Here is a 26,766-nt window from a genome sequence, read left to right on the forward strand (position 1 = left end):
GGTATCGCGGACGAGGAGGCCGACATGACCGACGAGACCCGTGGGATGCCACCACCCGGCGGCGCGCCGGGCGACCGTGACCGGGAGGCCCTGCAGTCGGAGATCCACGGCCTTCACCGTGCCTCCTCGGCATCCGAGCGCGCCCGCGAGCTGGAGGCACGCCTCAGCCATCTGCAGACCTCCCTGACCACCCTGTCCACCCAGAACGAGCGCCTCGTGCGCACGCTGAAGGAGGCTCGCGAGCAGATCGTCACGCTCAAGAAGGAGGTCGACCGGCTCGCCCAGCCGCCGAGCACCTTCGGGCTCATCGTGGACGCCGACGAGGAAGGCACGGCCGACATCCTCACCGGTGGTCGCAAGATGCGGGTCGCGGTGAGCCCGTCGGTCGACGCCAAGGAGCTCGGCCCCGGCCGAGAGGTCATGCTCAACGAGGCCCTCAACGTCGTGGCAGTGCACGGCTACGAGCGTGTCGGCGAGGTCGTGACGATCAAGGAGAAGCTGTCCGACGGTCGCCTCGTCGTGGTCACGCACGGTGACGAGGAGCGCGTCTGCCGCCCAGCCGAGACGCTGCGCAACGAGCACATCCGGGTCGGCGACGCGCTGACCCTCGACCCGCGCAGCAACTTCGTCTACGAGGTCATCCCCAAGCTCGAGGTCGAGGAGCTCGTCCTCGAGGAGGTGCCCGACGTCGCCTACGACGACATCGGTGGCCTGGTCGGGCAGATCGAGCAGATCCGAGACGCGGTCGAGCTGCCGTTCATGCATCCGGAGCTGTTCCGCGAGCACGCCCTCAAGCCCCCGAAGGGCGTCCTGCTCTACGGTCCCCCCGGCTGCGGCAAGACCCTGATCGCCAAGGCCGTCGCTGCGTCCCTGGCGCGCCAGATCGCCGAGCGGGAGGGCGCCGACCCGACCGAGCGCAAGAGCTACTTTCTCAACATCAAGGGCCCGGAGCTGCTCAACAAGTATGTCGGCGAGACCGAGCGGCACATCCGGCTGATCTTCCAGCGGGCCCGCGAGAAGGCGTCCGAGGGCACGCCCGTCGTCGTCTTCTTCGACGAGATGGACTCGCTGTTCCGCACCCGCGGCTCGGGTATCTCGAGCGACGTGGAGACGACGATCGTGCCCCAGCTGCTCGCCGAGATCGACGGGGTCGAGCGGCTCGACAACGTCATCGTCATCGGTGCCTCCAACCGCGAGGACATGATCGACCCGGCGATCCTGCGGCCCGGCCGGCTCGATGCCAAGATCAAGATCGAGCGCCCCGACGCCGAGGCCGCCCGCGACATCTTCACCAAGTACCTCACGATCGACCTGCCGCTGCACGACCACGACCTGACCGAGCATCACGGTGACCGCGCGGCGACGGTCGAGGACATGATCACCGCCGCGGTCGAGCGGATGTACTCCGAGGTCGAGGACAACCGCTTCCTCGAGGTCACCTACTCCGGTGGCGACAAGGAGATCCTCTACTTCAAGGACTTCAACTCCGGCGCGATGATCCAGAACATCGTCGACCGCGCCAAGAAGCTCGCGATCAAGGAGTACCTCACGACGGGCCAGAAGGGCATCCGCGTCGAGCACGTCCTGGCCAGCTGCCTGGACGAGTTCAAGGAGAACGAAGACCTGCCCAACACGACCAACCCCGACGACTGGGCGCGGATCTCGGGCAAGAAGGGCGAGCGCATCGTCTACATCCGCACGCTCATCAAGGGCAAGGACGGCAGCTCGCCGGGCCGGACCATCGCGACGGCCAACACCGGCCAGTACCTCTGACCACGAGCGCGTATGCCGCTCAGCGGGCCCCCCGCGAGGGCTCGCGCACCCGCGCGGTGAGGTGAGCGGCATACCTGCTGCGCCGCCACTGCCGCAGTGCCCGCCACCCGATCAGCAGGACGGCGAGGGTGACCGAGGCGACGATCACGAAGGGCCACTCGGTACCTGCCCCGGTGACGCGGCGCAGCACCATCCCGAGCACGACCGTGGCGAACCAGACGGTGATGCCCGGGCCGACCTGCCGCGGCCACTGCCGCCGCAGTGACCGCACGACGCCCCAGCCGACGAACGTCCCGACGAGGAAGGGCCAGGCGGTCAGCACCGCCCCGAGGACCGGCGCGGCCTGCTGGTGCGAAGCGCGCCCGGCAGCCGCGAACCCGAGGACGAGGAGCACGTCGAGGCCGAGCCACGCGAGCGGCCGGAGCGGAACGGGGCGCTTCATACGGTGGTCTCGAACGGCAGCTTCGCCTGCGGGGGAGCGTACGTGGGGTCGACCCCCTCGAACAGGGACGAGACCGACCGGCCGTAGTGGATCCGGCTGATCGCCTCGCCGAAGAGCCGGGCGACCGAGATGGTGCGCAGCTGCGGCCAGTCGGCCGGGCGCGGCACGGTGTCGGTCGTGACGGCCTCGGTGACCCACCCGTGGTCGCGCAGCCGCTCGACCGCCTTGCCGGTGAACAGGCCGTGCGTGCACACGACCGAGGCTCCGGTGGCGCCCTCGTCGCGCAGCCGGTCGATGAGCTCGACCATCGAGCCCCCCGTCGCGATCTCGTCGTCGAGGACGATGGCACGCCGCCCCCGCACGTCGCCGACGATCGAGTCGATGATGACGTGGTCGTCGGCGACCCGCCGCTTGGAGCCGGCCGCGACCGGCAGGCCGAGCAGCCGGGCGAAGAGCGTCGCGACCTTGGCGTTGCCCAGGTCGGGGCTGACCACGATGGCGTCCCGAAGGTCGGTGTCGCGGAAGTGGTCGGCGAGCACCCCGATCGCGGTGAGGTGGTCGACGGGCAGCCTGAAGAAGCCGTGCACCTGAGGGGCGTGCAGCGCCATGGTCAGCACCCGGTCGGCACCGGCGGTCCTGATGAGGTCGGCGACGAGGCGACCGCCGAGGGAGATCCGCGATGCGTCCTTCTTGTCCGACCTGGCGTAGGCGTAGTGGGGCATGACCGCGGTGATCTGCCCGGCGGAGGCGCCCCGCGCGGCGTCGATCATCAGGAGCAGCTCCATGAGGTGCTCCTGGGTCGGTGGGACGAGCGGCTGGATGAGGTAGACGTCCTGCTTGCGGCAGTTGGCGAGCAGCTGCGCCTGGAGGCAGTCGTTGCTGAAGCGCTTGATGTCGACGGGGGACAGCGGCACTCCGAGGTGGTCGCAGATCCGCTCGGCCAGGGCCGGGTGGGCCGAGCCGCTGAAGACGACGACGTCGTTCACCGCAGGGATCCTCTCGACGGGGACGGGGCCGAGCCTACTGGAGTCGGCGGCGGTGCGGTTATCGTCGTGGACATGACGGTTCGGCGGATCATGGGCATCGAGACGGAGTACGGCATCTCTGTGCCGGGCGACCCCTTGGCCAACCCGATGTTCCTCTCCGGGCAGGTCGTCAGCGTCTATGCGGCGGCGCACGGGATCCGGTCGAACCAGTCGAGCTGGGACTACGAGTTCGAGGACCCGTTGCGGGACGCCCGCGGCTGGCAGCTGAGCCGTACGGAGGCCGACGAGTCGCAGCTGACCGACTCCGAGGACCCGAGCCTGGCCAACGTCGTGCTGCCCAACGGGGCGCGCTACTACGTCGACCATGCGCACCCCGAGTACAGCTCGCCCGAGGTGACGACCCCGCGTGACGCCGTCGTCTGGGACCGGGCCGGCGACGCGATCGCGCTCGAGTCGGTCCGGCTGCTCGCCGACCGGCCGGACCACCAGCTGGTCAACCTCTACAAGAACAACGCCGACGGCAAGGGCCAGTCCTACGGCGCGCACGAGAACTACCTCATGCCACGCCGGACCCCGTTCCCGGAGATCGTCCGGCACCTCGTTCCCTTCTTCGTCACGCGACAGGTCATCTGCGGCGCGGGGCGGGTCGGGATCGGGGTCGACTCGAAGGCGCCCGGCTTCCAGATCTCCCAGCGCGCCGACTTCTTCGAGACCGAGGTCGGCCTCGAGACCACCCTCAAGCGGCCGATCATCAACACCCGTGACGAGCCGCACGCCGTCGCCGACCGGTTCCGCCGGCTGCACGTCATCATCGGCGACGCCAACCAGCTCGACGTGGCCTGCCTGCTCAAGCTGGGCACGACCTCGCTCGTGCTCGGGATGATCGAGACCGGCCATCTCGCGGAGCCGCCGTCGATCCGGCGACCCGTCGCGGCGTTGCAGGCCGTCTCGCACGACCCGTCGCTGACGACCCGGCTCGAGCTGCTCGACGGACGCTCGATGACGGCCCTCGACATCCAGTGGTCCTATCTCGAGGCGGCCCGAGCCTGGCTCGACGGCCGCCGCGACGACCCGGCCCCCGAGGCGACCGAGCAGGTCATGACGTTGTGGGAGGACGTGCTGACCCGGCTGGGCCGAGACGTCATGTCGTGCGCGCCCGAGATCGACTGGGTGGCCAAGCTCCAGCTTCTTCAGGGCTACCGCACCCGGGACGGCATGACCTGGGACGACCACCGGCTCGCCGCCATCGACATCCAGTGGGCCGACGTGCGCCCGGAGAAGGGCCTGGTGCACCGCCTCCGGGACCGGGGCCGGACCCGCGAGCTGGTCTCCAGCGAGGAGGTCAAGGCCGCGCAGGCGTGGCCACCGGAGGACACCCGAGCGTGGTTCCGGGGCACCTGCGTGCGACGTTTCGCCCCCAACATCTTCTCCGCGAGCTGGGACTCGGTCGTCTTCGACGTGCCGGGGCAGGCCAGCCTGCAGCGTGTGCCGATCCTCGAGCCCGAACGGGGGACTCGCGAGCAGGTCGGGGAGCTGCTCGAGCAGAGCCACGACGTGCGCTCGCTGCTGGCCGGGCTGGCCGCACCGGAGTGACCCGGCACAGTCGGATGAGCGCGGTCCGGCACCGATGACCCAGCCGCACGAGTTAGGGTCGAGGTAGTGGATCGCCATAGCCGCAGGAGGTAGTCATGGCCGCCCAGGAACACGCCAAGCCGCAACGCCGCGAGGACGAGCCGGCCGACGCGCCGGAGACGCCACCGGCAGCCCCGGCAGGAGCCGCCACGAAGGAGGGCCTCGGCGACGACATCGACTCGGTCCTCGACGAGATCGACGGGGTGCTCGAGTCCAACGCGGAGGAGTTCGTGCGCGGCTTCGTCCAGAAGGGCGGCCAGTGAGCGGGCGGCCCGAGCCGCGGGCCCACCGTCTCGACGACGCCTACCTCACCGCTGGATCCTCGTCCTTCACCGACTTCCTCGCCTCGTATCGCCCGGAGCTGCTCCCGTCGGGGCGCTCGCTGCCGCCCTCGGCGAGCATCGAGGCGCCGCACGGCACGACGATCGTCTCGCTGCTGACCGCTGACGGGGTCGTCATGGCCGGGGACCGGCGCGCGACGATGGGCAGCTTCATCGCGAACCGGGACATGCAGAAGGTCTTCGCCGCCGACGGCTACTCCGTGGTCGGCATCGCAGGGACGGCCGGCATCGCCATCGAGCTCGTCCGGCTCTACCAGGTCGAGCTCGAGCACTACGAGAAGATCGAGGGCATCCTCATGTCGCTCGAGGGCAAGGCGAACCGGCTCGCCCTGATGATCCGGGGCAACCTCGGCCTGGCGATGCAGGGCCTGTCCGTCGTGCCGGTCTACGCCGGCTTCGACCTCGAGACCGCGATGGGGCGCATCTACTCCTACGACGTGACGGGCGGCTGCTACACCGAGGGCAGCCATCACAGCACCGGTTCCGGCTCGCTCTTCGCACGTGGGGCGCTGAAGAAGCTCTGGCGGCCGGGCCTGAGCGAGGAGCAGGGCGTGCAGATCGCGGTCGAGGCGCTCTACGACGCCGCCGACGACGACTCGGCCACAGGTGGCCCCGACCTCGGGCGCCAGATCTGGCCCAGCGTCGCGTTCGTCGACTCCTCGGGGGTGCGCTTCGCCGCCGACGACACCCTGCAGGGCGTCGTCGAGGCGATCATCGCGGCCCGGCGTGACAACCCGGGGGGTGCGCGATGAGCATGCCGTTCTACGTCCCGCCCGAGCAGATCATGAAGGACCGCGCCGACTTCGCGCGCAAGGGCATCGCCAAGGGCCGGTCCGTCGTGGTCCTCGGCTACGACCGGGGCATCGCCTTCGTCGCCGAGAACCCGTCGAGCGCGCTGCACAAGGTGTCCGAGATCTACGACCGGATCGCGTTCGCCGCGGTCGGACGGTACAACGAGTTCGAGAGCCTGCGAGTGGCCGGCATCCGTTATGCCGACGTGCGTGGCTACTCCTACGACCGCACCGACGTCACCGCGCGAGCCCTGGCCAACACGTACGCCCAGACGCTCGGAGCGATCTTCGTCCAGGAGAGCAAGCCCTTCGAGATCGAGATCGTCGTCGCGGAGGTCGGACGCACTCCCGAGGACGACCAGATCTTCCGGCTCACCTATGACGGGTCGGTCGCCGACGAGCACGGCTACGTCGCCATGGGCGGCGCGAGCGAACGGGCCGAGGAGCGGCTGGCGCGCGACTGGCGGTCGGGCCTCTCACTGGCCGAGGCGTTGCGGATGGCGGTCGGTGTGCTCGGCGCGCCCGCGAGTGAGGGTGCCGACCCGCGTGAGCTGGCCGCCGACCAGCTCGAGGTCGCCGTGCTCGACCGCGAACGTCCGAGGCGCAGCTTCCGACGCATCCAGGGTGCCCTGCTCGGGCGGCTGCTCAACACGGCCGACCCCACGAGCGAGGCACCGGTGTCCGACGAACGGCATCCTGGCCACCCCGACGTGCTGACCGGGGAGGACGAGCCGCCGACCGACCCTGCCTGACGGCGTGACACCGCAGCGGGGCCGGCCAGGGCCTGTCCTGTTCGGGCCGGGTCAGCGTTGCGGGGACGCCTGCTTGGGCTGGCCCCCGGGCTGGGTCGGCTCCGGCGTCCCCTTCGGCTGCTCCGCCTTCGGCTGGCCCCCCGGTTTCGCCTGCTCCCCCGGTTTCGCCGCTGCGGTGGCCTGCTGCTGCACTCCAGCCTTCTGCGGTCCGCTTGGAGTCGCCGGTGTGCTCGGCATGTCCTGCCCCGCACCGTGCGGGTGCGCCTTGCCCTGGGCCGTGCCCTGCTGACCTGCCGGTGCGACCGTATCCGGCACCATGCCGGTGCCGAGCGATGCGAGCATCTGGCGCAGGTTGGTCAGCTGCGCGCTGATGCTGTCGCGCTGGGCCATCGCAGCCGCCAGCTCGCGGTCGCTCTCCTCCCGGACCCGGGAGGCGTGGTCTCGGGCCTCTGACACGATCTCGTCGGCCTCGGCCCGGGCCTGCTCGATCGATGCCTTGGCGCGCGTGCGAGCGTCCGCCGACTCGCGCTCGGAGCGCTGCGCGAGCTGCTTGGCGTGTGCGGCGACCTCGGCGAGCGCGGCCTCCTCGGCCTCCTGCCGGGTGGCGAACTCCCGGGCCGCCTGTTCGCGGCGCTCGGCGAGGCTCGTCTCGAGCTCCGCGGTCACCGCGGACGACTGCGCCCGTTGCGCCTCGAACTCGGCCGCGGCCTCTTTCCGGTGGGCTGCGGCGACGCTCTGCGCCTCGGCGACGACCTGCTGCGCCTCGCGTTGGGCCTGCGCGATGATGCGGGCCGACTCCTCGTCGGCGCGGGCCCGGGCCTCGGTGGCGTATGCGCTGGTCGTGGCCTTCAGCTCCGCGGCCGTCTCGGTGGCCCGGTCTCGCAGCGACTCTGCCTCGGACTGGGCCCTGCTGCGCAGGTCGGCTGCCTCGCTCTCGGCGAGGGCCAGGATCTGCCCGATCCGCTCACCGAACTCGGTGTACCTCGGCGCGGCGGAGGCCGCGGTCGCGGTGCGCTTCAGCTCGACCATGGTGCGGGCCTGCTGGGCCAGCTGGGTGCGCAGGTCGCCGAGGGCGGCGTTGACCCGGGTCAGCTCGACGCTGCGTTCCGAGGCGTCCTTCTTCGCCGCGACGAGGGTGCGGTTCTGCGTCTCGATGAACTCGTCGACATCGGCGGGCTCGTAGCCGCGTCGGGAGAGCTTGAAGGTGGGTCTGTCGATCATGACCATCCAATGCACGGGTCGGGGGGAGGGGGGCGTGTGGCCATGCGGTCACGTGGGCCATTGTGGCAAACGCGCGCGGCGACGCGTCGGCGCTGGCGCCCCGAGGGTTCCGGATGCCGCTCAGCAGGGCGAGCGGGGGCGGCATCCGTGTCGCCGTGGCGCAGTAGGGAAGGCGCAGTAGGGAAGGCGCAGTAGGAAGGCAAGGGCCAGTGCAGGCGGTCAGTGCAGTCGCACCCTGGGGTCGAGGACGGCGTAGACGGCGTCGGCGACGATGTTCGCGACGACGACGGCTGCCGAGGCGAACAGCACGATGCCGATGATGACGGGCAGGTCCTGCTGGTTGATCGCGTCGATGGCGGTCTTGCCCAGCCCGGGCAGGCTGAAGACCGTCTCGGTCACGACCACCCCGCCGAGGACCACGCCGACGTCGATACCGAACTGGGTGACAACGGGGGTCAGCGCGGCCCGCAGGGCATGGCGCAGCACGACGCGCCGCTCGCCCAGCCCCTTGGACCTGGCCGTCCGCACATAGTCCTCCCCGAGGACGTCGAGCATGGAGGCTCGCGTGAGGCGGGTGTAGGTGGCCGCCGAGACCAGGGCGAGGGTGAACCACGGCAGGACCATGTGGATGAACCAGTCGTAGACCCCGTCACCGAGCGGCACGTAGCCGCCGGCGGGGAAGACCGCCACACCAGCCAGGGTCAGCCGGAAGTAGAGGAAGTAAAGCAGCAGCAGGCCGAGCAGGAAGGTCGGCATCGAGTAGAAGAAGAGCGCGAAGACGGTCAGGCCCCGGTCGAGGAGCGAGCGCGGCCGGATCGAGGAGACGACCCCGTTGAAGACGCCCAGGACGAGCCAGATGATGGCTCCCGGGATGACGAGCGAGAGCGTGACCGGCAACGCCGCGCTCATGATCTCGGTGACGGGCACGCCGTGGTAGTAGTCGAAGCCGAGGTCTCCGTGCAGCGCCTTGCCGACGAAGTCGAGGTACTGCTTCCAGATCGGCTGGTCGAGCCCCAGCCGGTGGGAGATCAGGGCGACGACCTCGGGGGTGGCCTGCCGCCCCGCGAGCGTTCGCGCGACGTCGTTGGGCGCGATGAAGAACAGCGCGAAGACCGCCATGGTGATGAGCCACATGACGACGACGCCCAAGGCGAGCCGGCGGACGAGGAATCGCAGCATTCTTCCAGCTCCTATTCCGCGAAGAGGCGGTCGCTGCGCGGGTCGAATGCGTCCCGCACACCATCACCGAAGAGGTTGAAGGCAAGGGTCGTGATGAGCAGCGCGGCCCCGGGGAAGACGACGAACCACCAGGCGACGGTGTAGTAGTTCTGCGACGTGCTGATCATGCCGCCCCAGTCCGCCGTGGGGGGTGGCAGCCCGAGGCCGAGGAACGACAGCGTCGCCTCGACGACGATGACGACCGGGATGAGCAGCGAGGCGTAGACGATGATCGGGGCCAGCACGTTCGGCAGGATGTCGACGAACATGATCCGCGAGTTCGTCGCGCCGAGTGAGCGTGCCGCCTCGACGAACTCCCGCTCGCGCAGCGAGAGGACCTGGCCGCGGACGATCCTCGCGACCGAGGCCCAGCTGAAGCAGCCGATGACGAGGATCGTGACGAGCAGGCTGGGGCCGGTGATCGACACGAGCGCCACGGCCACGAGCAGGAACGGCATCGACAGGATGACGTCGATCAGCCGAGCCAGGAGCGTGTCGACAACCCCGCCGAGGAAGCCGGATGCGAGGCCGACGACGACGCCGATGACGACGGTGAGGGCGGTCGCGACGACGCCGACGAGCAGGGAGATGCGGGCACCGTAGGCGATCCGGACGAACAGGTCCCGGCCGAGATCGTCGGTGCCGAGCCAGAACTGGCTCGACGGGCCCATCGGCAGGCCCGCGGGGGTGAGGCCCGTCTCACGGTACTGCTGGTTGACCGGATGGCCCGTGATCGTCGTCGCGAGCGGGGCGAAGATCGCGATGAGGAGGATGAGCACGATGACACCGAGGGAGATCATCGCCACCCGGTCGCGGCGGAGCCGCTGCCAGGCGAGCAGCCACGGGCTGCGGCCCTCGATCCGCTTGGGTGGCGGGCCGCCAGAGCCCTGTTCCGTGTCGGCGGACGCGACATCCGTCTCGGTGCCGGGGGTCTCGCCGGGCAGCTCAGTGGCCATCGCGCTCAGCTCCTCTCGGTCCGCGAACCGCCGCCGGTGGTCGTGCCGCCGGCAACGATGTCCGAGTCGTCGATGTGTGGCACCGCCAGGGCGAGGTCCTCACCGACCTCGAGTGGGTGCAGACAGGCGGTGCGGTGCTCGGGGGGGTCGCCGAGGACCGGCTCGAGCGGCGGGTCCGTCACCACGCAGTCCTGTTGGGCCTTGGGGCAGCGGGTGTGGAAGCGGCAGCCGCTCGGGGGGCTCACCGGTGAGGGCAGGTCACCGGTCAGGACGATCCGCTCCTTGCTGTCGGTCACGTCCGGGTCGGCGATCGGCAGCGCCGAGAGAAGGGCCTTGCTGTAGGGATGCCGCGTCGTCTCGAAGAGGGCCTCCGCCGGGGCGACCTCGTCGATCTTGCCGAGGTACATGACGGCAATGCGGTCGCTGACGTGCCGCACCACCGACAGGTCGTGCGAGATGAACAGGTAGGTCAGGCCGAAGTCGTCCTGCAGGTCGATCAGCAGGTTGATGATCTGTGCCTGGATCGAGACGTCGAGGGCCGAGACCGGCTCGTCGCAGATGACGAGCTTGGGCTGCAGGGCCAGAGCCCGGGCGACCCCGATGCGCTGGCGCTGGCCACCGGAGAACTCCGCCGGGAAGCGGTTGTAGTGCTCGGGGTTGAGCCCGACCCGCTCCATGAGGTCCTGGACCTTGGTCTTGATCTCCTTGCGGGAGCCGACGCCGTGGATCGTGAACGGGTCGCCGATGATGGCACCCACCCGCCTTCGCGGGTTGAGCGAGCCGTACGGGTCCTGGAAGATCATCTGGACCTCGCGTCGCACCGGCCGCAGGTCCTTGCGGGACAGGGTGCTGATGTCCTTGCCGTCGAACCAGACGTTGCCACTGGTGAGGGGGTAGAGCCTGGCGATGCACCGGGCCAGGGTCGACTTGCCGCAGCCGGTCTCGCCGACCAGGCCCACCGTCTCGCCGGGCTGGACCTCGAGGCTGACCCCGTCGACGGCATGCACGACGAGCCGCTCCCGGGTGAAGAGGCTCGTCGAGTGGACCGGGAACGTCTTGACGACGTCCTGCAGGCGCAGCAGCGGGTCGCTCATGCCGACCACTCCTCGGACTCGGAGACCGCGGACGTGGCGTTGGTCTCGTCTGCCTGCTGCCGGTCGAGGTGGCGCACCTCGCGGTTGCTCGAGAGCCAGCACGCCGACAGGTGGTCCGGGTCGTCGTACACCTCGGCCAGTGGAGGGGTCTCCTGCCAGCACCGGTCGAAGGCGTACCGACAGCGGGGGGCGAAGGGGCACCCGCGCGGCAGCGAGATGAGCGACGGCGGCGCCCCGGCGATGGGGGTCAGCCGCGCACCGATGTCGCCCTGGGCCGGCAAGGAAGCGAGCAGGCCCTCGGTGTAAGGATGGTGGTTGTCGTAGAAGATGGTCCGCCGGGCCGCCTTCTCCATGACGGCCCCGGCATACATGACGACGACCTCGTCGGACATCTCGGCGACGACGCCGAGATCGTGGGTGATCAGGATGATCGCGGTGCCGTACTGCTCCTGCAGGTTGCGCATGACATCGAGGACCTGGGCCTGCACCGTGACGTCGAGCGCGGTGGTGGGTTCGTCGGCGATGAGCAGGTCCGGCTCGAGGGACATCGCCATGGCGATCATGACGCGTTGGCGCATCCCGCCGGAGAACTGGTGGGGGTAGTCGTCGATCCGGCTCTCGGCCCGGGGGATGCCCACGAGCGAGAGCAGGTGCGCCGCGTGCTGGCGGGCGGCGTCCTTGGAGACATGGTGGTCGTGCGCCCGGATCATCTCGACGATCTGCCAGCCCACCGGGTAGTAGGGGTGCAGGCTCGAGAGCGGATCCTGGAAGATCATGCCGATCCGCTTGCCCCGGATCCCCCGGAGCACCTTCGCCGAGGCACCGATGAGCTCGATGCCGTCGAAGGTCGCGGAGCCGGAGATCCGGGCCCCCCGGGTCAGCCCGGTGATGGTCTGAGTCGAGACGCTCTTGCCGGAGCCGGACTCCCCGACGATGGCGAGCGTGCTGCCACGCTCGACATCGAAGGAGAGTCCGCGCACGGCCTGGACGACTCCGTCAGGGGTGTTGAAGGCGACCCGAAGGTCTCGCACCTCGAGGAGAGCCATCGTGCGCCACTTCCTTTCGGTCAGCCGCCCTGCTTGTCCGGGTCCAGCCAGACGTTCGTCGGGTCGAAGTTCTGGAACATCGGCACGTAGATCGCGTTGTGGACCTGGCTCGCGTGGTAGTTGGCCTGCTTCGGCTGGGTGATCGGGAAGAACGGCGCGTCCGACATGACCTGCTTGTCGGCCTTGGCCCACAGGGTGCGAGCCTCGTCCTCGGTCTTGGCGTTGGCCGCCTGCTTGATCAGGTCGTTCGTCGCCGGGTTGTTGTAGAGCCCGAAGTTGCTGCCCTGCGGCGGGAAGCTCGGCTCACCAGAGAACAGCGGGTTGAAGAACGACAGCGCTGCGTTGCCGTACCAGTCAGAACCCCACCCCGCCACGGCCAGATCCCAGACGCCTCGCTTGGCGACCGAGGGCACCTGCAGGTACTTCGTGTAGAAGTCTGCGTTCGGCGAGGGCACGCCGGTGACGTGGATGCCGGCATCGGACAGGTCCTGCTGGGCCGTCTGGTAGGTCTTCGTGCTGCCTTCAGAGGCGTTCCGGTAGAGGATCTTGACGGTGATCCCGTTCGGGAACCCGGCGTCGGCGAGCATCTGCTTGGCCTTGGACGCGTCGTACGGGTAGAGGTCGAAGTTCTGCTCGCCACCGACGATGTTCGACGGGAGCACGTGGCTCAGCGGGTCGTTGGTGTTCGGCCCACCGAGGACCTGGATGATGTTGTTGCGGTTCAGCGCGTACTCGAGCGCCTGGCGCACCTTGACGTTGCCCAGTGCCCCGTTGTTGTTCGGCGAGGCTGTGTTGAAGACGATGTACGGGTTGCTCGAGGCGGTGACACCGATGTTGAGGTTCGGGTCCTTCTTGGCGATGAGCGCCGGCAGCTGGGACGCCGGTGGGAAGTTGTCGAACTCCATGTCCGCACTCGCGCTGCCGGTCTGCAGCTGCTGCTGGGTCGAGTCCTGGGTGACCGTCTCGTTGATCACGATCTTGTCGACGTACGCCTTGTGGATCGGGTCGCTCGCGCCGTCCCACGCCGGGTTGCGCGAGAACTGGATCTTCTTCGTCGGCGTGTAGCTGTCGACCTTGTACGGGCCGTCCGAGATCGTGTGCTGGGCAAGCTCCGCACTACCCGGCAGGTACTTGTTGTACTCCTCCGGGGCGGCGGAGAAGGCCGGCATCGTCAGCATGTCGGTGAAGTAGCTCGCCGGGTGGTTCAGCGTGAACTGGAGGGTGAGGTCGTCCTTGGCGACGACGCCCGGCAGGTCGGTGTCCTTCATGTAGTCGGCGAGGCCCTTCGCCGTCTTGTCCTTGATCTTGGCGAAGTTGTCGCAGAACTGGCTCATTCCCTTGATGAGGGTCACGTAGTCGGGCAGGCCGCCGAACGGCTGGACCGGGTTGCAGGTGCGCTTGATGCCGCGCACGAAGTCGGCGGCGGTGACCTGGCGGGCCGGGTTGGTGTCCCACTTGACCCCGTCGCGGAGCTTGATGGTGTAGGTCAGCCCGTCCTCGCTGATGCCGTTGCCCGGGGTGGGCATCGACTGGGAGATGTCCGGGGCAGCCTTCATGGTCTTGCCCTCGATGGCGGGATACGAGAACAGCTGTCGGCTCCAGATGCGCAGGGCGAGGTAGCCGATGCTGTAGTAGCTGATGTTGGGGTCCATCTGGTCGACGTCGCCCGAGCCCAGCATGTTGAGGGTGCCGCCCTTGACCGGCTGCGCGGCGTTGCCGCCTCCGCCGGTCGAGCCGGGGCTCGGTGTGCTCGACCCACCGCACGCCGCCAAGCCGATCATGCTCAGCGTCGAGACGGCTGCGACGAGCGCGACCCGTTTCGTCCTGCTTGTCATCTCACTCTCCTTCGAGACCACGTCTCGTGGACCGGCCTTGAACCGGGGTGACCGGTGCTTGGCCCTGGCGCTGTCACGCTAGGCACGTGGTGCAGCCCCCGGTACCCAGTCGCGACCAGGTGTCACAGGACTGTCATGCCCACGTCATGAAGGAGACCCGGATGTGACATTCCGATGACGATGACGAGGTCCAGCGGTCACACCGCTGCAGCCCATGCGGCGAGGCAGAATGTGGGTGTGACCCGCCAGCTGCTTCTCGTCGAGGACGACTCCCGGGTGCGACGCGCCCTGCGGATGGCCTTGGAGGACGAGGGGTTCCACGTCACCGAGGCCGCGGACGGCGCCCAGTGCCTTGCCGCGATGCGCGAGCAAACCCCGGACGTCGTGCTGCTCGACGTCATGCTCCCGGACCACGACGGCTTCGCCGTTTGCCGCGAGATCCGCCGGGACAGCGACGTGCCGGTCATCATGGTGACCGCCCGCACGGACAGCCACGACGTCGTCGCCGGCCTCGAGGCGGGTGCAGACGACTACGTCACCAAACCGCTGGTCTCCAAGGAGCTCGCCGCGCGGATCCGGGCGCTGCTGCGCCGGGTGGAGCCCTCGGTCGACCAGCACCCCAGGCGGGTCAGCTTCGGCGACCTCAGCATCGGCCTCGACGACGGCATCGTGCGGCGCGACGACGAGGAGCTCGGGCTGACCCGGACAGAGTTCCGCCTGCTGGCCGAGCTCGCCGCCGCGGACGGCGGGATCTGCAGCCGGGAGCACCTGTTGGACAGGGTCTGGGGCTACGACTACTTCGGCGACAGCCGCATCGTCGACGTCCACATCCGCCGGCTACGGGTCAAGGTGGAGCGAGACCCCGCCAACCCGCGGCATGTCGTGACCGCCCGGGGCCTCGGTTACCGGCTGGTGGGATAGGTGCGGCGCAGGGAGCGTCGGCTGCGCCCGAGCCGTCGGCGGCTCGGCCTGAGACAACGGGTGTCGGTGGCCTTCGGCCTGCTCGCCCTCGCGCTGTCCGCGCTCCTGTCGATCGTCGCCTGGGGCGTCGTGTCGCGGTACCTCGTGAACGAACAACAGTCGGCCGCCCTCGCCCAGGCCGACCTGCACCGGTCGCTCCTCGCGCAGGGCATCGTCCAGCGCAAGGACACCGTGGCCCTGCTGCTCAACGGCCTGCCCACCAACGGGTCGATCGGTGCCACCGCGGTCGTCGCGGGACGCTGGTACGCGACCTCCCCACGCGTCCAGCCCGTGACGCTGCCGAACGAGCTCATCGCCGAGGCCATCGCCGGGGAGACCGCGACCCAGCGGATCCGCCTCGAGGGTGGCCTCTACCTGGCCGTCGGCATCCCGCTCGCCCAGAGCGACGACGCCTTCTTCGAGGTCTTCCCGATGGGCGAGACCGAGACGACACTGCGTGCGCTCTCGTGGGTGCTGACCGGGGCGGCCGCAGCCACGACCCTGCTCGGTGCGGCCTTCGGCCGGGTCGCCAGCGGCATCGCGCTCCGACCCCTCAACGGGCTCAACACGGTCGCCGCCGCCGTCGCCTCTGGGCGGCTCGATGCACGCCTGCCGATCGGCGACGACCCCGACCTCGCACCTCTGGCCACCTCCTTCAACCGCACCGTCGGAGAGCTGGAGCATCGGGTGATCGCCGACTCCCGGTTCGCCGTCGACGTCGGCCACGAGCTGCGTACGCCGCTGACGACGATGCTCAACTCCCTGCAGGTGATCAAGAACCGGGAGAACAGCCTGCCGCTCGAGCTCCGGGAGCCCCTTGACCTGCTCTCGGGCGACCTGCAGCGGTTCCGGACGCTGGTCGTCGACCTGCTCGAGATCTCGCGCCACGACGCGGGCGAGCAGCTCGTGCTGGCACCCACCGCGATCGGCGAGCTCGTCCGGATCGCTGCGGACACCGCCGCGGGCCGCCGTGTCACCACGATCGACGACAGCGCACGAGGTCTGAGCCTCCCGGTCGACAAACGGCGGCTCGAACGCGCGATCGTCAACCTCGTCGGCAACGCCGAGTCGCACGGCGGTGGCTGCCTCGGGGTGACCGTGACCCGGGAGGAGCACGACGTCCTGGTCCGGGTCGACGACGGCGGCCCGGGGGTAGCCGACGAGCACCGCCCGCTCGTGTTCGACCGGTTCGCTCGCGGCGGCCGCGCGAGCAGCGAGGGCGTGGGCCTGGGCCTGGCCATCGTGCGCCGCCACGTCGCGGCCCACGGCGGCACCGTGCACGTCGAGGACCGGCCGGGGGGAGGTGCGCGGTTTGTCATCACGTTGCCCATCACGCGCCCCTGAAGCGGGCCGCACCGGCCGCCCTCGACACCTCCTCCGGGCCCTTCTCGCGTGCGGCCTGTACCTGCTTCTGCTCGCAGACTGTGGCATCGGTCCACAGGACCGCCCGGTCATCGTCAGCGTCCAGCCCCAGAAGGCGGTCCCCGTACCGTCCACCGTCATGTCCGGGGTGCCCCTCAGCGTGCAGGTCTACCTGCTCCAGGGGTCGTACTTGTTCCGCGTGACCCGCACGGTGCTGCCCGGTCCCGGCCTGCAGCCCACCCTCTCGGCGCTCTCGGCGCCGTTGTCGCCGGACGAGCAGGCCCAAGGCCTGCGCACGGCCCTGCCCACGTCGATCCAGCCGATGCGCGGGCTGATGGCGCGTGGTGACATCGCCCAGGTCGAGGTGCCGGCGGGCTTCGACCGGCTCCCGGTCCAGGAGCAGATCAACGCGCTCGGGCAGATCGTCTTCACCATCACCGCCGACACCCTCGCCACGGGGGTCCAGCTCGTCGAGGACGGCCGGCCCGTGGCCGTCCCGGACGCGAGCGGTCAGCTGCAGAACCGGCCGGTGACGCGCGAGGACTATGGCGTGCTCGCTCCGCGTATCGAATGATCCCGTATCGAACGAGCCTGTCGTAAGCGAGCCCCGCCGAGCAGCCGTCGCCCTGTCAGGTCACGTCAGCGCAGCCGGGCGACGATCGCGAGTTCCTCCGCCCGGTCCAGGCCGGCACCGCCGCGCGCCCGGTCCAGGCCCAGCTGCGCCTCCCAGGCTGCCGCGTCCTCGACCACGTCGCTGAGGGGCCGATGGATGAGCCCGTCGCGCACGGCAGCGACCCCGCTCCGGTCCATGAAGGCGCACCACTCGGGATCGGCCAGCCACAGGGGCAGCGAGTGCGGACCCATGAACTCCTCCACGCCTGCCGACCGGAGCGCGTCGTCGGAGACCGGAACCAGCTCTCCGGTGAACCCGGCGACTGCCGCGCAGGCGTCGAGCACGTCACTCAGCGGGATGGTGGGGCCGAGAGCGTTGCGAGCTCCGGTGATGCCCCGCAGCCCCGCAGAGACGACCCAGCTCGCCAGGTCTCCGACGTGCACCCACTGGACCGGTCGGTCCCGGCGCGCGGGGACGAGGACCGGCCCGCCGTCCCGGGCCGCGAGGGCGAACCGGCCCGGCCAGTAGCCGAACCGGTCGCTGCGGTCGCCGGCCCCGACGATGAGCCCGGCCCGCACGATCAGGGCATCGGGCCCGCGCACCGAGCGCACGGCCACCTCGCAGGCGACCTTGCCCTCGCCGTACTCCTCGGGTGTGGCCATGTCCGCTCGCAATGCGGGGAGCAGCCCCGCCGACTCGTCGGCACCCGGCTCGTCGTGCCGGGCATAGGCCGAGATCGAGCTGACGAGCACCCACCGACTGGCCGCGTCCGCCAGCGCCTGGACGGCGCCCCGGGCGTGGACCGGCGCTCGAGCCAGGTCGACGACCAGGTCCCACTCGCCGGGGCCGAGCTCGGCGGCATACACCCCGACGTCGTCACGGTCGCCGGGCACCAGGCGGGCGCCGTCCGGAACCGAGCCGCTGACCCCCCGCGCGAGGCAGGTCACGTCATGTCCATCGTCCACCGCGACGCGCGCCACCGCGCCACCCAGCCACGAGGTTCCGCCAAGGACGAGGACGCGCGCCATGCCGCAAGGAGACCACGACCGGCCGTACCGGGGAACCCGTGTTCGCGGCGGGCGAAAGCCCGGCAACCTAGAGTGGATTCATGCAGCGGCGCATCTTCGGGATCGAGAACGAGTACGGCGTCACGTGCACGACTCGCGGGCAGCGCCGGCTCACACCCGACGAGGTGGCCCGCTACCTCTTCCGCAAGGTCGTCGCGTGGGGCCGGTCGAGCAACGTCTTCCTCGGCAACGGCGCCCGGCTCTACCTCGACGTCGGCTCGCACCCCGAGTACGCCACGGCCGAGTGCGACTCGGTGCGTGAGCTCGTCATCCAGGACAAGGCGGGCGAGCGCATCCTCGAGGGGCTCGTCGAGGACGCCCAGCTGAGGCTTCAGGACGACGGGGTCGAGGGCGAGATCTTCGTCTTCAAGAACAACACCGACTCGGCCGGCAACTCCTACGGCTGCCACGAGAACTACCTCTACAGCCGAGCCGGCGACTTCCAGCGCGTCTCGGACATGTTCATCCCGTTCCTGATCAGCCGCCAGATCACCTGCGGTGCGGGCAAGGTGATCGCCACGCCGCACGGGGCGACCTTCGCCGTGAGCCAGCGCGCCGACCACATCTGGGAGGGCGTGTCGTCGGCGACGACCCGGTCCCGGCCCATCATCAACACGCGGGACGAGCCGCATGCCGACGCCGAGCGGTACCGGCGCCTGCACGTGATCGTCGGCGACTCCAACCTGTCCGAGACGACGAGCCTGCTCAAGGTCGGCTCGGCCGACCTCGTCCTGCAGATGATCGAGGCGGGCGTCGTCATGCGCGACCTCACGCTGGAGAACCCGATCCGCGCGATCCGGACGATGAGCCACGACATCACCGGCCGGGCCACCGTGCGGCTCGCGAACGGCCGCGAGCTGTCGGCGCTCGACATGCAGCGCGAGTACCACGACAAGGCGTGCGAGTTCGTCGACCGCGAGGGCATCGTCAGCGACGACGTCAAACACGTGCTCGACCTCTGGGGCCGCGCGCTCGACGCGATCGGGGCCGGCGACCTCGACGCCGTCGCGACCGAGATCGACTGGGTCATCAAGCACCAGCTCATCGAGCGCTACCGGGCCAAGCACGGGCTCGAGCTGTCCGACCCGCGGGTCCAGCAGATCGACCTGGCCTACCACGACATCGACCGGCGCCGCGGGCTGTTCAACCTGCTCCAGCGGCACGGCCGGGCGGCCCGCGTCTCCAGCGACATCGAGATCTTCGAGGCCAAGGTGCGCCCGCCCCAGACGACGCGGGCCAAGCTGCGCGGCGACTTCATCCGAGCCGCGCAGGCTCGCGGCCGCGACTTCACCGTCGACTGGGTGCACCTCAAGCTCAACGACCAGGCGCAGCGCACGGTCCTGTGCAAGGACCCGTTCCGGGCCGTCGACGAGCGGGTCGAGCGGCTCATGGAGTCGATCGAACGGTCCTCGGTGCCGCGGCACCGACCCCTCTGACGGTTCCGTGCCGGCCGAGGGGGCGGAACTCTTTCATACCTTCGGGGGTTACAGTGACGTCGCTTCGTCCCCTACCGTCGCTGAGGTCCTCGTGCGTCTCACCCGTCCAACGCTGGCCATCGCCGCCGCGCTCGGCCTGTCCCTGCTCGCCGCGTGTGGCTCGTCCGGCCCGACGCCCGGTGCCACCGGGGCGGCCACCGACGGCGGCACGGCAGCGGTGTCGACGCCGCTACCCGGCGCCGTCGGGATCGAGGCCGTCACCGCGACCGGCCCGGTCGACTTCACGACCGCCCCCAAGGTGAAGTTCACGAAGAAGCCCGTCTCGACGAGCGCCGTCACGAGCGAGGTCCTCGTCAAGGGCAGCGGCCAGGAGTCGACCGCCAAGGACACCGTGATGCTGCGCGCCCAGATCTTCAACGGAACGACCGGCAAGCTGCTCGACAACGGCTACGACAAGGGCCGCACCGCCGAAGGGTTCCGGCTCGGGCGCACCGACCTCATCAAGGGCTTCGCCAAGGGCCTGACCGGCGTGCAGCAGGGCGCGCGGGTCGCCTTCACGATCCCGCCGAGCGAGGGCTTCGGAAGCGCCGGCAACGCGAACCTCGGTATCGGCCCGACCGACACGATCGTCGTGGTCGCCGACATCAAGGACGTCCACGCCGGCCTCACCGAGGTCACCGGCACGCAGCAGCCGAGCCCGGCCGGCCTGCCCACGGTGACCTTCCCAGACGGCCCGACCAAGGCGCCCACCGTGACCATCCCGAAGAGCGCCGCCCCGACCAAGACGGAGCAGGCCACGCTCATCGAGGGCACCGGCCCGGTCGTCCGGAAGGGCGAGACGATCACAGCCCAGTACCACGGCGTGCTCTGGAAGGACGGGAAGGTCTTCGACTCGTCATGGGAGCGGGGCGCGCTCGCCGACTTCGCGATCGGTGTCGGCCAGGTCATCCCGGGCTGGGACAAGACCCTGGTCGGCAAGAAGGTCGGGAGCCGCGTGCTGCTCGTCATCCCGCCGGCGGACGGCTACGGCGCCAAGGGCATGGGTGACACGATCTCGGGCACCGACACGCTCGTCTTCGTCGTCGACATCCTCGACGCCTACTGAGCCGGCGCCCACCGCCCGGCAAGCAAGGTTCACCGGGTCAGCAGTCCCACCGCGAACCGGCCCGCGACCGCGGAGGCGAGGAAGCTCGCCCGGTCGGCGTCGTAGCCACGCCCCATCGTCGACAGGGGCACCGGCACGTCACGCAGGGCCTGCTCGAGCCCGTCACACGCGAGCTCATGAGCGGTGAGTCGCCCGTCGGTTCCCGCGCAGAGCGCGTGAGCCTGCTCGCGGACCAGCTGACCGAACGCCCCCGGCAGCAGCGGCACCGCCACGTCCGCCGCGACGAGCGCGACCCGCCCGTATGCCGTGCAGCTGTGGTGTGAGAGTCCGCGGTGCCGCTCGCGCCGGTCGGCCTCCGAGACGCGCAGGGCACAGACCGGGCGCCCGCGCAGCACCCCGGCGGCGTTGACCGCCTCACCGGCCGAGGTGCCGGAGAAGCCCCACCGGGTGCCGGTGCCGAGGTTGCCCGGGCCCTGGGCGACGACGACGAGGTCGGCACCGACGACGTGACGAGCCGCGAGCAGGCCGGTGTGGACATTGACCGCCTCGAGGTCGCCGCCGTGCGCCTGCCCGACCGTGACCGACGCGGCGAGCCAGCCGGCCTCGCGCAGGCCCGCGACCGTGCGAGAGAAGTCGATGGGCAGGGCGCCGCCGTCGGTCATGACGTAGGCGACCCGGACGGCCGGGTCGCTCGCGCGGGCACCCGCGATGATCGCAGGTAGCGCCGAATGGAGGTCTGCGACGAGGACCGGCAGCCCGGCCAGGTCGTCGGCGTCCCGCAGGATCCCGTGGTACTCGCTGTCCTGCTCGTCGACACCGAGGACCATCGTCTGGCTCGGCGTGTACCGCGCCTTGACCAGATGGCCCCGGACGGAAGCCACCTCGGGTATCGGCTCGGGTAGGGCATCGGGTGCGGCGACGACGATCGCAACGCCCCCGGTGCCGAGGCCGCGCTCGAGGGCCGTCGTGTTGAGCAGCACCCGGGTGCCGGGTGCGAGCTCACCGACGACGTCGAGGTAGCCGAGCGCCCGGACCGTCTCCCCGGAGGTGAGCTGGGCGGCATACTCCCGTGCGCCGGCCCAGCCGGAACGGGTCGCGACGACGACACCGGAACGCCACTGGATCATGCCGTGAATCTACCGACCGGATAGGTTGGCGGCATGAGCCCTGCGTCGCCGTCCGCCGGGAAGACCGAGCGACTGCTCAACCTCGTCCTCGCCCTCAAGTCGGCCCGGCGGCCCGTGTCGAAGCAGCGCCTGCGTGAGTCGATCGACGACTACCGAGCGGCCGCGTCCACCGAGGCCTTCGACCGGATGTTCGAACGTGACAAGGACGACCTGCGCGAGCTCGGCATCCAGGTCCACGCCACGGTCCTCGACCCGTTCTTCGACGACGAGGTCGGCTACCGGATCGACTCGTCGGAGACGAGCCTGCCGGCGATCTCCTTCGAACCGGACGAGCGCGTGGCCCTCGCCCTGGCGGCCCGCGCCTGGGCGGGGGCCAGCATCAGCGGGTCCGCGGCGGCGGCCCTGCGCAAGCTGCGGCTTCGCGGCGTCGAGCTCGACGAGGCGATCCCGGCAGGGGTGGAGCCGCGGATCCGCACGAAGGAACCGGCCTTCGATCCCGTGCACGCGGCGCTGCTCGCGCGCCAGCCCATCGTCTTCGACTACCGGCGCGCCGACGGCACCGTCACGACCCGCCACGTACGCCCGTGGGCCCTGAAGAGCTGGCACGGGCGGTGGTACCTCGCCGCGTACGACCTCGACCGGGGCGAGCAGCGCGCGTTCCGTCTGGGCCGCGTCGTGGGGCCGGTGCGCAAGAAGGGCAAGGCCGGTTCCTACCAGGTGCCGCCCGGTGCCGGCGTCGAGGTCGACCTGCGGGGTGGGGAGTCCGAGGAGGAAGCGGGCACGGCCGTCATCCGGGTGCGCCGCGGCACCGGACACAGCCTGCGCCGACGAGCGCTGCGGGAGGCCCCGGTGGGCGAGGGCTGGATCGAGCTCGAGGTGCCCTGGGCGCGCGGCCGGACCGAGCACGACGTCGCGGCACTCGGTGCGGCGGCCGTGGCGATGAGCCCCGATGATCTCGTCGCGGCGGTGCGGGCCGCGCTCGACGGTGCGGCACGTGCCCACTCGGGGACCCACACCGAGGTGGCGCGATGACCACCGGACGACCGGTCCCGGAGACCGCGACCCGACGGCTCCAGCGACTCCTGTCGATGGTGCCCTGGCTGCTGGCGCACCCCGGGGTGTCGATCGCCGCTGCGGCGCTCGAGTTCGGTGTCACCGAGAAGCAGGTCGACGAGGACCTCAGCCTGCTGTTCGTGTGCGGCACGCCCGGGGGCACCCATGCCGAGCTCATCGACGCGCAGTGGGACGACGGTCACATCTACCTGTCCAACGCCGACGACATCGCCGCGCCCATGCGGCTGACCCGCGACGAGGCCGTCACCCTCACGGCGGGCCTGCACGCGCTCGTCCCCTCGCTCGTCGACCCCGACGTCGTCGAACGCACCCTGGCCAAGCTGCGCAGCGCGAGCGCAGAGCTCGACGCGCCCGCGCTCGACCTCGAGATCGACGACGGACGGCAGCATGCCGCGATGGAGCCGATCCGAGCGGGGCTCACGGGCCACCGGCGGCTCCACCTGACCTACTGGGTCCCCTCCCGGGACGAGGCGACCGAGCGCGACGTCGACCCGATGCGCGTGCTCAACCTCGACGGGCACTGGTACCTGGAGGGATGGTGCCACCGCGCCGACGGGGTTCGGCTCTTCCGACTCGACCGCATCGAGGCGGCTACCGTCCTGCCCACCGACGGCACCCCACCGAAGCAGGCACGGCCGCGCGACCTGGACGCCGACCGGGACGTCTTCGTGGCCGGGGACGGCGACCTGCTCGTCGTCATCGAGGCCGACCGGGACACCGCCTGGATCGGCGACTACTACCCGACCGAGTCGGTGCGCCGCCGCAGCGACGGGTCGGTGCTCGTGACGATGAGGGTCGCCGAACCCGCCCTGGTGCGCCGCCTCATGCTCCAGCTCGGCGGCTCCGCACACGTGCTCGAGCCCACCGAGCTGGCTCGACGGATCGCGGCCGAGGCACGCGCCGCCCTGGACGCCTACGACGGCTCCGCCGGCGCTGACGGTCGCGATCGCGTGCGCGACCGGGCCTGAGCCCGCCAGTCACCGTCCTCGGTTCTGGCACGTACACTGGCAGACGCAGCCACGCTTTGCCCCGGCGCACTGCCGGGTCCGCACGTCTGAGGAGTCGACCATGGCCGGCCTGGGAGCCCCAGAGCTCATCATCATCGCCATCATCATCATCGCCCTGTTCGGGTGGAAGAAGCTGCCCGACATGGCGCGCAGCGTCGGTCGCTCCGCGCGTGTCTTCAAGTCCGAGGTCGAGGAGATGAAGAAGGACGGCGCCGCCTCGCAGACGACGCTCAAGGGCGATGTCGTCTCCAAGGACGCCGAGCGGCAGGCAGCCGAGGAGCGCGCGGCCGAGGCGGAGCGCAAGGCGGCGGAGGCGCGTACCGAAGCGGAGCGGCTGCGCAGGGACACGACCCTCTGAGCTGAGCGGCATACCTTCCCCGTCCGCCTCGTGAGCCGAAGGCCGTCCGTGCTGCGAAAACGCAACCCCGAGGGGCGGATGTCCCTCGCCCAGCACCTCCGGGAGCTGCGCAACCGCATCATGATCGCGGGCGGGGCGATCCTCGCCGGTGCGGTGCTCGGGTGGATCTACTACGACGCGATCATCGGGCGGCTGCTCAAGCCGCTCAAGGACGTCGCGGCCGAGCGCGGCGATGCGGGTCTGGTCAACATCAACTTCGGCGGGATGACGGACCCCTTCGCGACGAAGATCACCGTCTCGCTCTTCGTCGGCGTCATCCTCACCTCGCCCGTCTGGCTGCTGCAGATCTGGGGCTTCATCGTCCCCGGCCTGACGAAGAAGGAGAAGCGCATCGCGCGCCTGTTCGCCCTCGCCGCCGTCCCGCTCTTCCTCGCCGGGTGCTACGCCGCGTTCGTCATGGTGCCCAAGGCCGTCGGCGTGCTGCTCGACTTCACCCCGACCGGGGCCTACAACCTGCAGGAGGGTACGGCCTACCTCAACTTCGTGCTCAAGTTCATCCTGGCGTTCGGCTTCGCGTTCTTGCTGCCGGTCTTCCTCGTCGCGCTCAACCTGGCCGGCGTCCTGCCCGCTCGCACCATGCTCAAGGCGTGGCGCCCTGCGGTCATGGTCATCTTCGTCTTCGCGGCGGTCATGACCCCCACGCCGGACGCGTACACGATGGTCGTGCTCGCGATGCCCATGGTGATCCTCTTCTTCGGCTCCGTCGGGCTCGCCTTCTTCTTCGACCGACGGCGGGAGCGGAACCAGCCCGACTGGCTCGACGTGCCGGACGACCAGGCGTCCGCCCTGTAGCGTTCGGCTGTGTCCGAGGAAGCGCCCGCGCCGCCCGACGGCGTCGGGCCGGCGGCCCAACACGTCGCCGTCGTCGTCAACCCGACGTCCGGCAAGGGCGCCGGCCGGTCGGTCGGCTTGCGCGTGCTCGAGCTGCTGCGGGAGGCGGGCGCTCGCGTCACGGATGCGAGCGCTGACTCCGTCGCCACGGCGCGGGCACGCGCCGAGGCCGCCATCGAGGCGGGCGCCGACACGCTCTGCGTGGTCGGCGGCGACGGCATGGCGCACTTCGGCATCAACCTGACGGCCGGTCGAGCCGTGCACCTGGGTATCGTCGCGGCCGGCACGGGCAACGACTTCGCCCGCAACCTGGGACTGCCGGTGCGCGACCCCGACGCCGCCGTGCGAATCGTCCGCCACGGCCACACCCGCCGGGTGGATGCCGGCCGGGTGGCCGTCGCGGGTGGCAAGCGGTGGTTCGGTGGGGTGCTCGGGGCAGGGTTCGACGCCGTCGTCGCGGCACGGGCCGAGCGGATGCGCTGGCCCCGCGGGCAGCTGCGCTACAACCTCGCGATCCTGCGCGAGCTGCCGTTCTTCCGGCCCATCCCGTATGTCGTCGAGTGCGACGGAGAGCGCATCCAGACCCGCGCCATGCTCGTCGCGGTCGCGAACACCGGCTCCTTCGGCGGGGGGATGCGGATCTGCCCCGACGCCGACCCGACCGACGGCCTCTTCGACGTGCTCATCCTCCATGACATTCCGACCCTCGAGTTCCTGCGGGTGTTCCCCACCGTCTACTCGGGGCGTCACGTCGGCCACCCGCGCGTGGAGATCCGGCGGGCCGCACGGGTGCGTCTCGAGGCGGTCGGGGTCCCGTCCCAGGCCGACGGCGAGCCGTTCGAGCCGTTGCCGCTGGAGGTCGAGAACGTGCCCGGGGCGCTGACCGTCCTTGCACCGCAGCCCTCGGGAGGACCACGATGATGCCGTCCGTCTGGCCCCGCCTCGCCGAGTTCGCCACCGGGCTCGACTTCCCGCTCGACGACTTCCAGGTCGAGGCGTGCCGTGCCGTCGAGGACGGCCAGGGTGTGCTCGTCGCAGCCCCCACCGGTGCGGGCAAAACGGTGGTCGGCGAGTTCGCCGTCGACCTGGCCCTGCAGCGCGGCCGCAAGGCGTTCTACACGACGCCGATCAAGGCGCTGTCGAACCAGAAGTACGCCGATCTGGTGCGGCGCTACGGACCGGACCGGGTCGGGCTGCTCACCGGCGACGCATCGGTCAACGGCGAGGCGCCGGTCGTCGTCATGACCACCGAGGTGCTGCGCAACATGATGTACGCCGGCTCGAGCACCCTGAAGGGGCTGGGCTGGGTCGTGATGGACGAGGTGCACTACCTGGCGGACCGGTTCCGCGGCGCGGTGTGGGAGGAGGTGATCATCCACCTGCCCCTGGACGTACGGGTCGTGTCCCTGTCGGCCACCGTCTCGAACGCCGAGGAGTTCGGAGCCTGGCTCGGGCAGGTTCGCGGTGAGATGCAGGTCGTCGTCTCCGAACACCGCCCGGTGCCGCTGTGGCAGCACCTGATGGTCGGCCAGACGCTGTTCGACCTCTTCGTCGAGGAGGCGAGCGCTGAGGGCGGTCACGTACGGGTCAACCCCGACGTGCTCCGGAGCATCCGGGCCGCCGAGGGCCGCGGCGGCTGGGAGTCGCACCGGACGACCGGGCCACCGCGACGAGGCCGT

26 protein-coding genes are annotated in these 26,766 nt (G+C 70.5%); 16 read left to right on the top strand and 10 right to left on the bottom strand.

The genetic code is table 11. From position 1 onward, the window contains the following. The first annotated feature begins 24 nt into the window (after positions 1–24). Positions 25–1,773: a proteasome ATPase gene (gene arc / locus L0H79_RS02840; RefSeq protein ID WP_301483030.1), complete on the top strand. Its 1,749-nt coding sequence runs from the start codon at positions 25–27 to the stop codon at positions 1,771–1,773. 19 nt (positions 1,774–1,792) lie between these two features. Here the strand turns inward: arc and L0H79_RS02845 are convergent, their stop codons facing one another. Continuing rightward, the gene (locus L0H79_RS02845; protein ID WP_301483031.1) at positions 1,793–2,215 is read right to left on the bottom strand and encodes a DUF3054 domain-containing protein; all 423 of its coding nucleotides are present in this window, start codon (positions 2,213–2,215) and stop codon (positions 1,793–1,795) included. Next, on the bottom strand, positions 2,212–3,201 hold the full coding sequence (locus tag L0H79_RS02850) for a ribose-phosphate pyrophosphokinase (protein WP_301483032.1): 990 nt from the start codon (positions 3,199–3,201) through the stop codon (positions 2,212–2,214). The genes L0H79_RS02845 and L0H79_RS02850 overlap by 4 nt, the downstream gene beginning before the upstream one ends. Before the next feature lie 72 nt (positions 3,202–3,273). On the opposite strand from L0H79_RS02850, the gene dop reads away from it, so the two are divergent. From dop to prcA, 4 genes are all read left to right on the top strand, one after another. Then, entirely contained in the window at positions 3,274–4,794 is a 1,521-nt protein-coding gene (gene dop / locus L0H79_RS02855) for a depupylase/deamidase Dop (protein WP_301483033.1), read from the top strand. 95 nt (positions 4,795–4,889) lie between these two features. Then, positions 4,890–5,096 carry a ubiquitin-like protein Pup gene (locus L0H79_RS02860; protein ID WP_301483034.1) on the top strand — a complete coding sequence of 69 codons (207 nt, stop codon included), beginning with the start codon at positions 4,890–4,892 and terminating at the stop codon, positions 5,094–5,096. Then, positions 5,093–5,926, top strand: coding sequence for a proteasome subunit beta (gene prcB / locus L0H79_RS02865; protein ID WP_301483035.1), 834 nt, complete (start codon positions 5,093–5,095; stop codon positions 5,924–5,926). Before L0H79_RS02860 ends, prcB begins: the two co-directional genes overlap by 4 nt. Then, a complete protein-coding gene (gene prcA / locus L0H79_RS02870) occupies positions 5,923–6,717 on the top strand; it encodes a proteasome subunit alpha (protein WP_301483036.1) in 795 nt (264 codons plus the stop codon). Before prcB ends, prcA begins: the two co-directional genes overlap by 4 nt. Before the next feature lie 51 nt (positions 6,718–6,768). Here the strand turns inward: prcA and L0H79_RS02875 are convergent, their stop codons facing one another. The 6 genes from L0H79_RS02875 to L0H79_RS02900 all read right to left on the bottom strand — a co-directional run bounded on the left by L0H79_RS02875 (position 6,769) and on the right by L0H79_RS02900 (position 14,087). Beyond that, positions 6,769–7,938, bottom strand: a complete 1,170-nt coding sequence (locus L0H79_RS02875; protein ID WP_301483037.1) for a hypothetical protein — start codon at positions 7,936–7,938, stop codon at positions 6,769–6,771. A 219-nt stretch (positions 7,939–8,157) separates the two neighbouring features. Further along, positions 8,158–9,117, bottom strand: coding sequence for an ABC transporter permease (locus L0H79_RS02880; protein WP_301483039.1), 960 nt, complete (start codon positions 9,115–9,117; stop codon positions 8,158–8,160). Positions 9,118–9,128: 11 nt separating this feature from the next. Continuing rightward, positions 9,129–10,112 carry an ABC transporter permease gene (locus tag L0H79_RS02885; RefSeq protein WP_301483040.1) on the bottom strand — a complete coding sequence of 328 codons (984 nt, stop codon included), beginning with the start codon at positions 10,110–10,112 and terminating at the stop codon, positions 9,129–9,131. 5 nt (positions 10,113–10,117) lie between these two features. Beyond that, positions 10,118–11,206, bottom strand: coding sequence for an ABC transporter ATP-binding protein (locus tag L0H79_RS02890; RefSeq protein ID WP_301483041.1), 1,089 nt, complete (start codon positions 11,204–11,206; stop codon positions 10,118–10,120). Then, the gene (locus L0H79_RS02895; protein ID WP_301483042.1) at positions 11,203–12,252 is read right to left on the bottom strand and encodes an ABC transporter ATP-binding protein; all 1,050 of its coding nucleotides are present in this window, start codon (positions 12,250–12,252) and stop codon (positions 11,203–11,205) included. The genes L0H79_RS02890 and L0H79_RS02895 overlap by 4 nt, the downstream gene beginning before the upstream one ends. A gap of 20 nt (positions 12,253–12,272) precedes the next feature. Further along, entirely contained in the window at positions 12,273–14,087 is a 1,815-nt protein-coding gene (locus L0H79_RS02900) for an ABC transporter substrate-binding protein (RefSeq protein ID WP_301483043.1), read from the bottom strand. Positions 14,088–14,324: 237 nt separating this feature from the next. Between L0H79_RS02900 and L0H79_RS02905 the strand changes: the two genes are divergently transcribed. The 3 genes from L0H79_RS02905 (at position 14,325) to L0H79_RS02915 (ending at position 16,983) form a co-directional block, all read left to right on the top strand. Beyond that, complete coding sequence (locus L0H79_RS02905; RefSeq protein ID WP_301483044.1) at positions 14,325–15,008, top strand: response regulator transcription factor; 684 nt, start codon at positions 14,325–14,327, stop codon at positions 15,006–15,008. Beyond that, positions 15,009–16,391: a HAMP domain-containing sensor histidine kinase gene (locus L0H79_RS02910; protein WP_301483045.1), complete on the top strand. Its 1,383-nt coding sequence runs from the start codon at positions 15,009–15,011 to the stop codon at positions 16,389–16,391. Positions 16,392–16,548: 157 nt separating this feature from the next. Next, positions 16,549–16,983 (top strand): GerMN domain-containing protein, encoded by a 435-nt coding sequence (locus L0H79_RS02915; protein ID WP_301483046.1) that lies wholly within the window; start codon positions 16,549–16,551, stop codon positions 16,981–16,983. A gap of 65 nt (positions 16,984–17,048) precedes the next feature. Here the strand turns inward: L0H79_RS02915 and L0H79_RS02920 are convergent, their stop codons facing one another. Then, positions 17,049–18,050 (bottom strand): NAD-dependent epimerase/dehydratase family protein, encoded by a 1,002-nt coding sequence (locus tag L0H79_RS02920; RefSeq protein WP_301483047.1) that lies wholly within the window; start codon positions 18,048–18,050, stop codon positions 17,049–17,051. An 80-nt stretch (positions 18,051–18,130) separates the two neighbouring features. Here L0H79_RS02920 and pafA point away from each other — a divergent pair, with 80 nt between their 5' ends. Together pafA and L0H79_RS02930 are read left to right on the top strand one after the other, a co-directional pair. Next, positions 18,131–19,525, top strand: coding sequence for a Pup--protein ligase (gene pafA / locus L0H79_RS02925; RefSeq protein WP_301483048.1), 1,395 nt, complete (start codon positions 18,131–18,133; stop codon positions 19,523–19,525). Positions 19,526–19,616: 91 nt separating this feature from the next. Further along, complete coding sequence (locus L0H79_RS02930) at positions 19,617–20,630, top strand: FKBP-type peptidyl-prolyl cis-trans isomerase (RefSeq protein ID WP_301483049.1); 1,014 nt, start codon at positions 19,617–19,619, stop codon at positions 20,628–20,630. A 29-nt stretch (positions 20,631–20,659) separates the two neighbouring features. On the opposite strand, the gene L0H79_RS02935 is transcribed toward L0H79_RS02930, so the two are convergent. Continuing rightward, positions 20,660–21,757 carry a DUF3866 family protein gene (locus L0H79_RS02935; protein ID WP_301483050.1) on the bottom strand — a complete coding sequence of 366 codons (1,098 nt, stop codon included), beginning with the start codon at positions 21,755–21,757 and terminating at the stop codon, positions 20,660–20,662. A 33-nt stretch (positions 21,758–21,790) separates the two neighbouring features. Here L0H79_RS02935 and L0H79_RS02940 point away from each other — a divergent pair, with 33 nt between their 5' ends. From L0H79_RS02940 to L0H79_RS02965, 6 genes are all read left to right on the top strand, one after another. Continuing rightward, a complete protein-coding gene (locus L0H79_RS02940) occupies positions 21,791–22,789 on the top strand; it encodes a YafY family protein (RefSeq protein ID WP_301483051.1) in 999 nt (332 codons plus the stop codon). Then, complete coding sequence (locus L0H79_RS02945) at positions 22,786–23,799, top strand: YafY family protein (protein WP_301483052.1); 1,014 nt, start codon at positions 22,786–22,788, stop codon at positions 23,797–23,799. Before L0H79_RS02940 ends, L0H79_RS02945 begins: the two co-directional genes overlap by 4 nt. A gap of 100 nt (positions 23,800–23,899) precedes the next feature. Then, positions 23,900–24,196, top strand: a complete 297-nt coding sequence (tatA, locus tag L0H79_RS02950) for a Sec-independent protein translocase subunit TatA (RefSeq protein WP_301483053.1) — start codon at positions 23,900–23,902, stop codon at positions 24,194–24,196. Between the two features lie 30 nt (positions 24,197–24,226). Then, a complete protein-coding gene (gene tatC, locus L0H79_RS02955) occupies positions 24,227–25,048 on the top strand; it encodes a twin-arginine translocase subunit TatC (RefSeq protein WP_367652425.1) in 822 nt (273 codons plus the stop codon). Between the two features lie 9 nt (positions 25,049–25,057). Continuing rightward, a complete protein-coding gene (locus tag L0H79_RS02960; RefSeq protein WP_301483054.1) occupies positions 25,058–26,008 on the top strand; it encodes a diacylglycerol kinase family protein in 951 nt (316 codons plus the stop codon). Continuing rightward, a partial coding sequence (locus L0H79_RS02965; RefSeq protein WP_301483055.1) for a DEAD/DEAH box helicase occupies positions 26,008–26,766 on the top strand: 759 nt, incomplete at its 3' end. The genes L0H79_RS02960 and L0H79_RS02965, both read left to right, overlap by 1 nt.

The sequence above is a fragment of the Intrasporangium sp. genome (assembly GCF_030452765.1).
In the GTDB taxonomy this organism is placed as follows: Bacteria; Actinomycetota; Actinomycetes; order Actinomycetales; family Dermatophilaceae; genus Intrasporangium_A.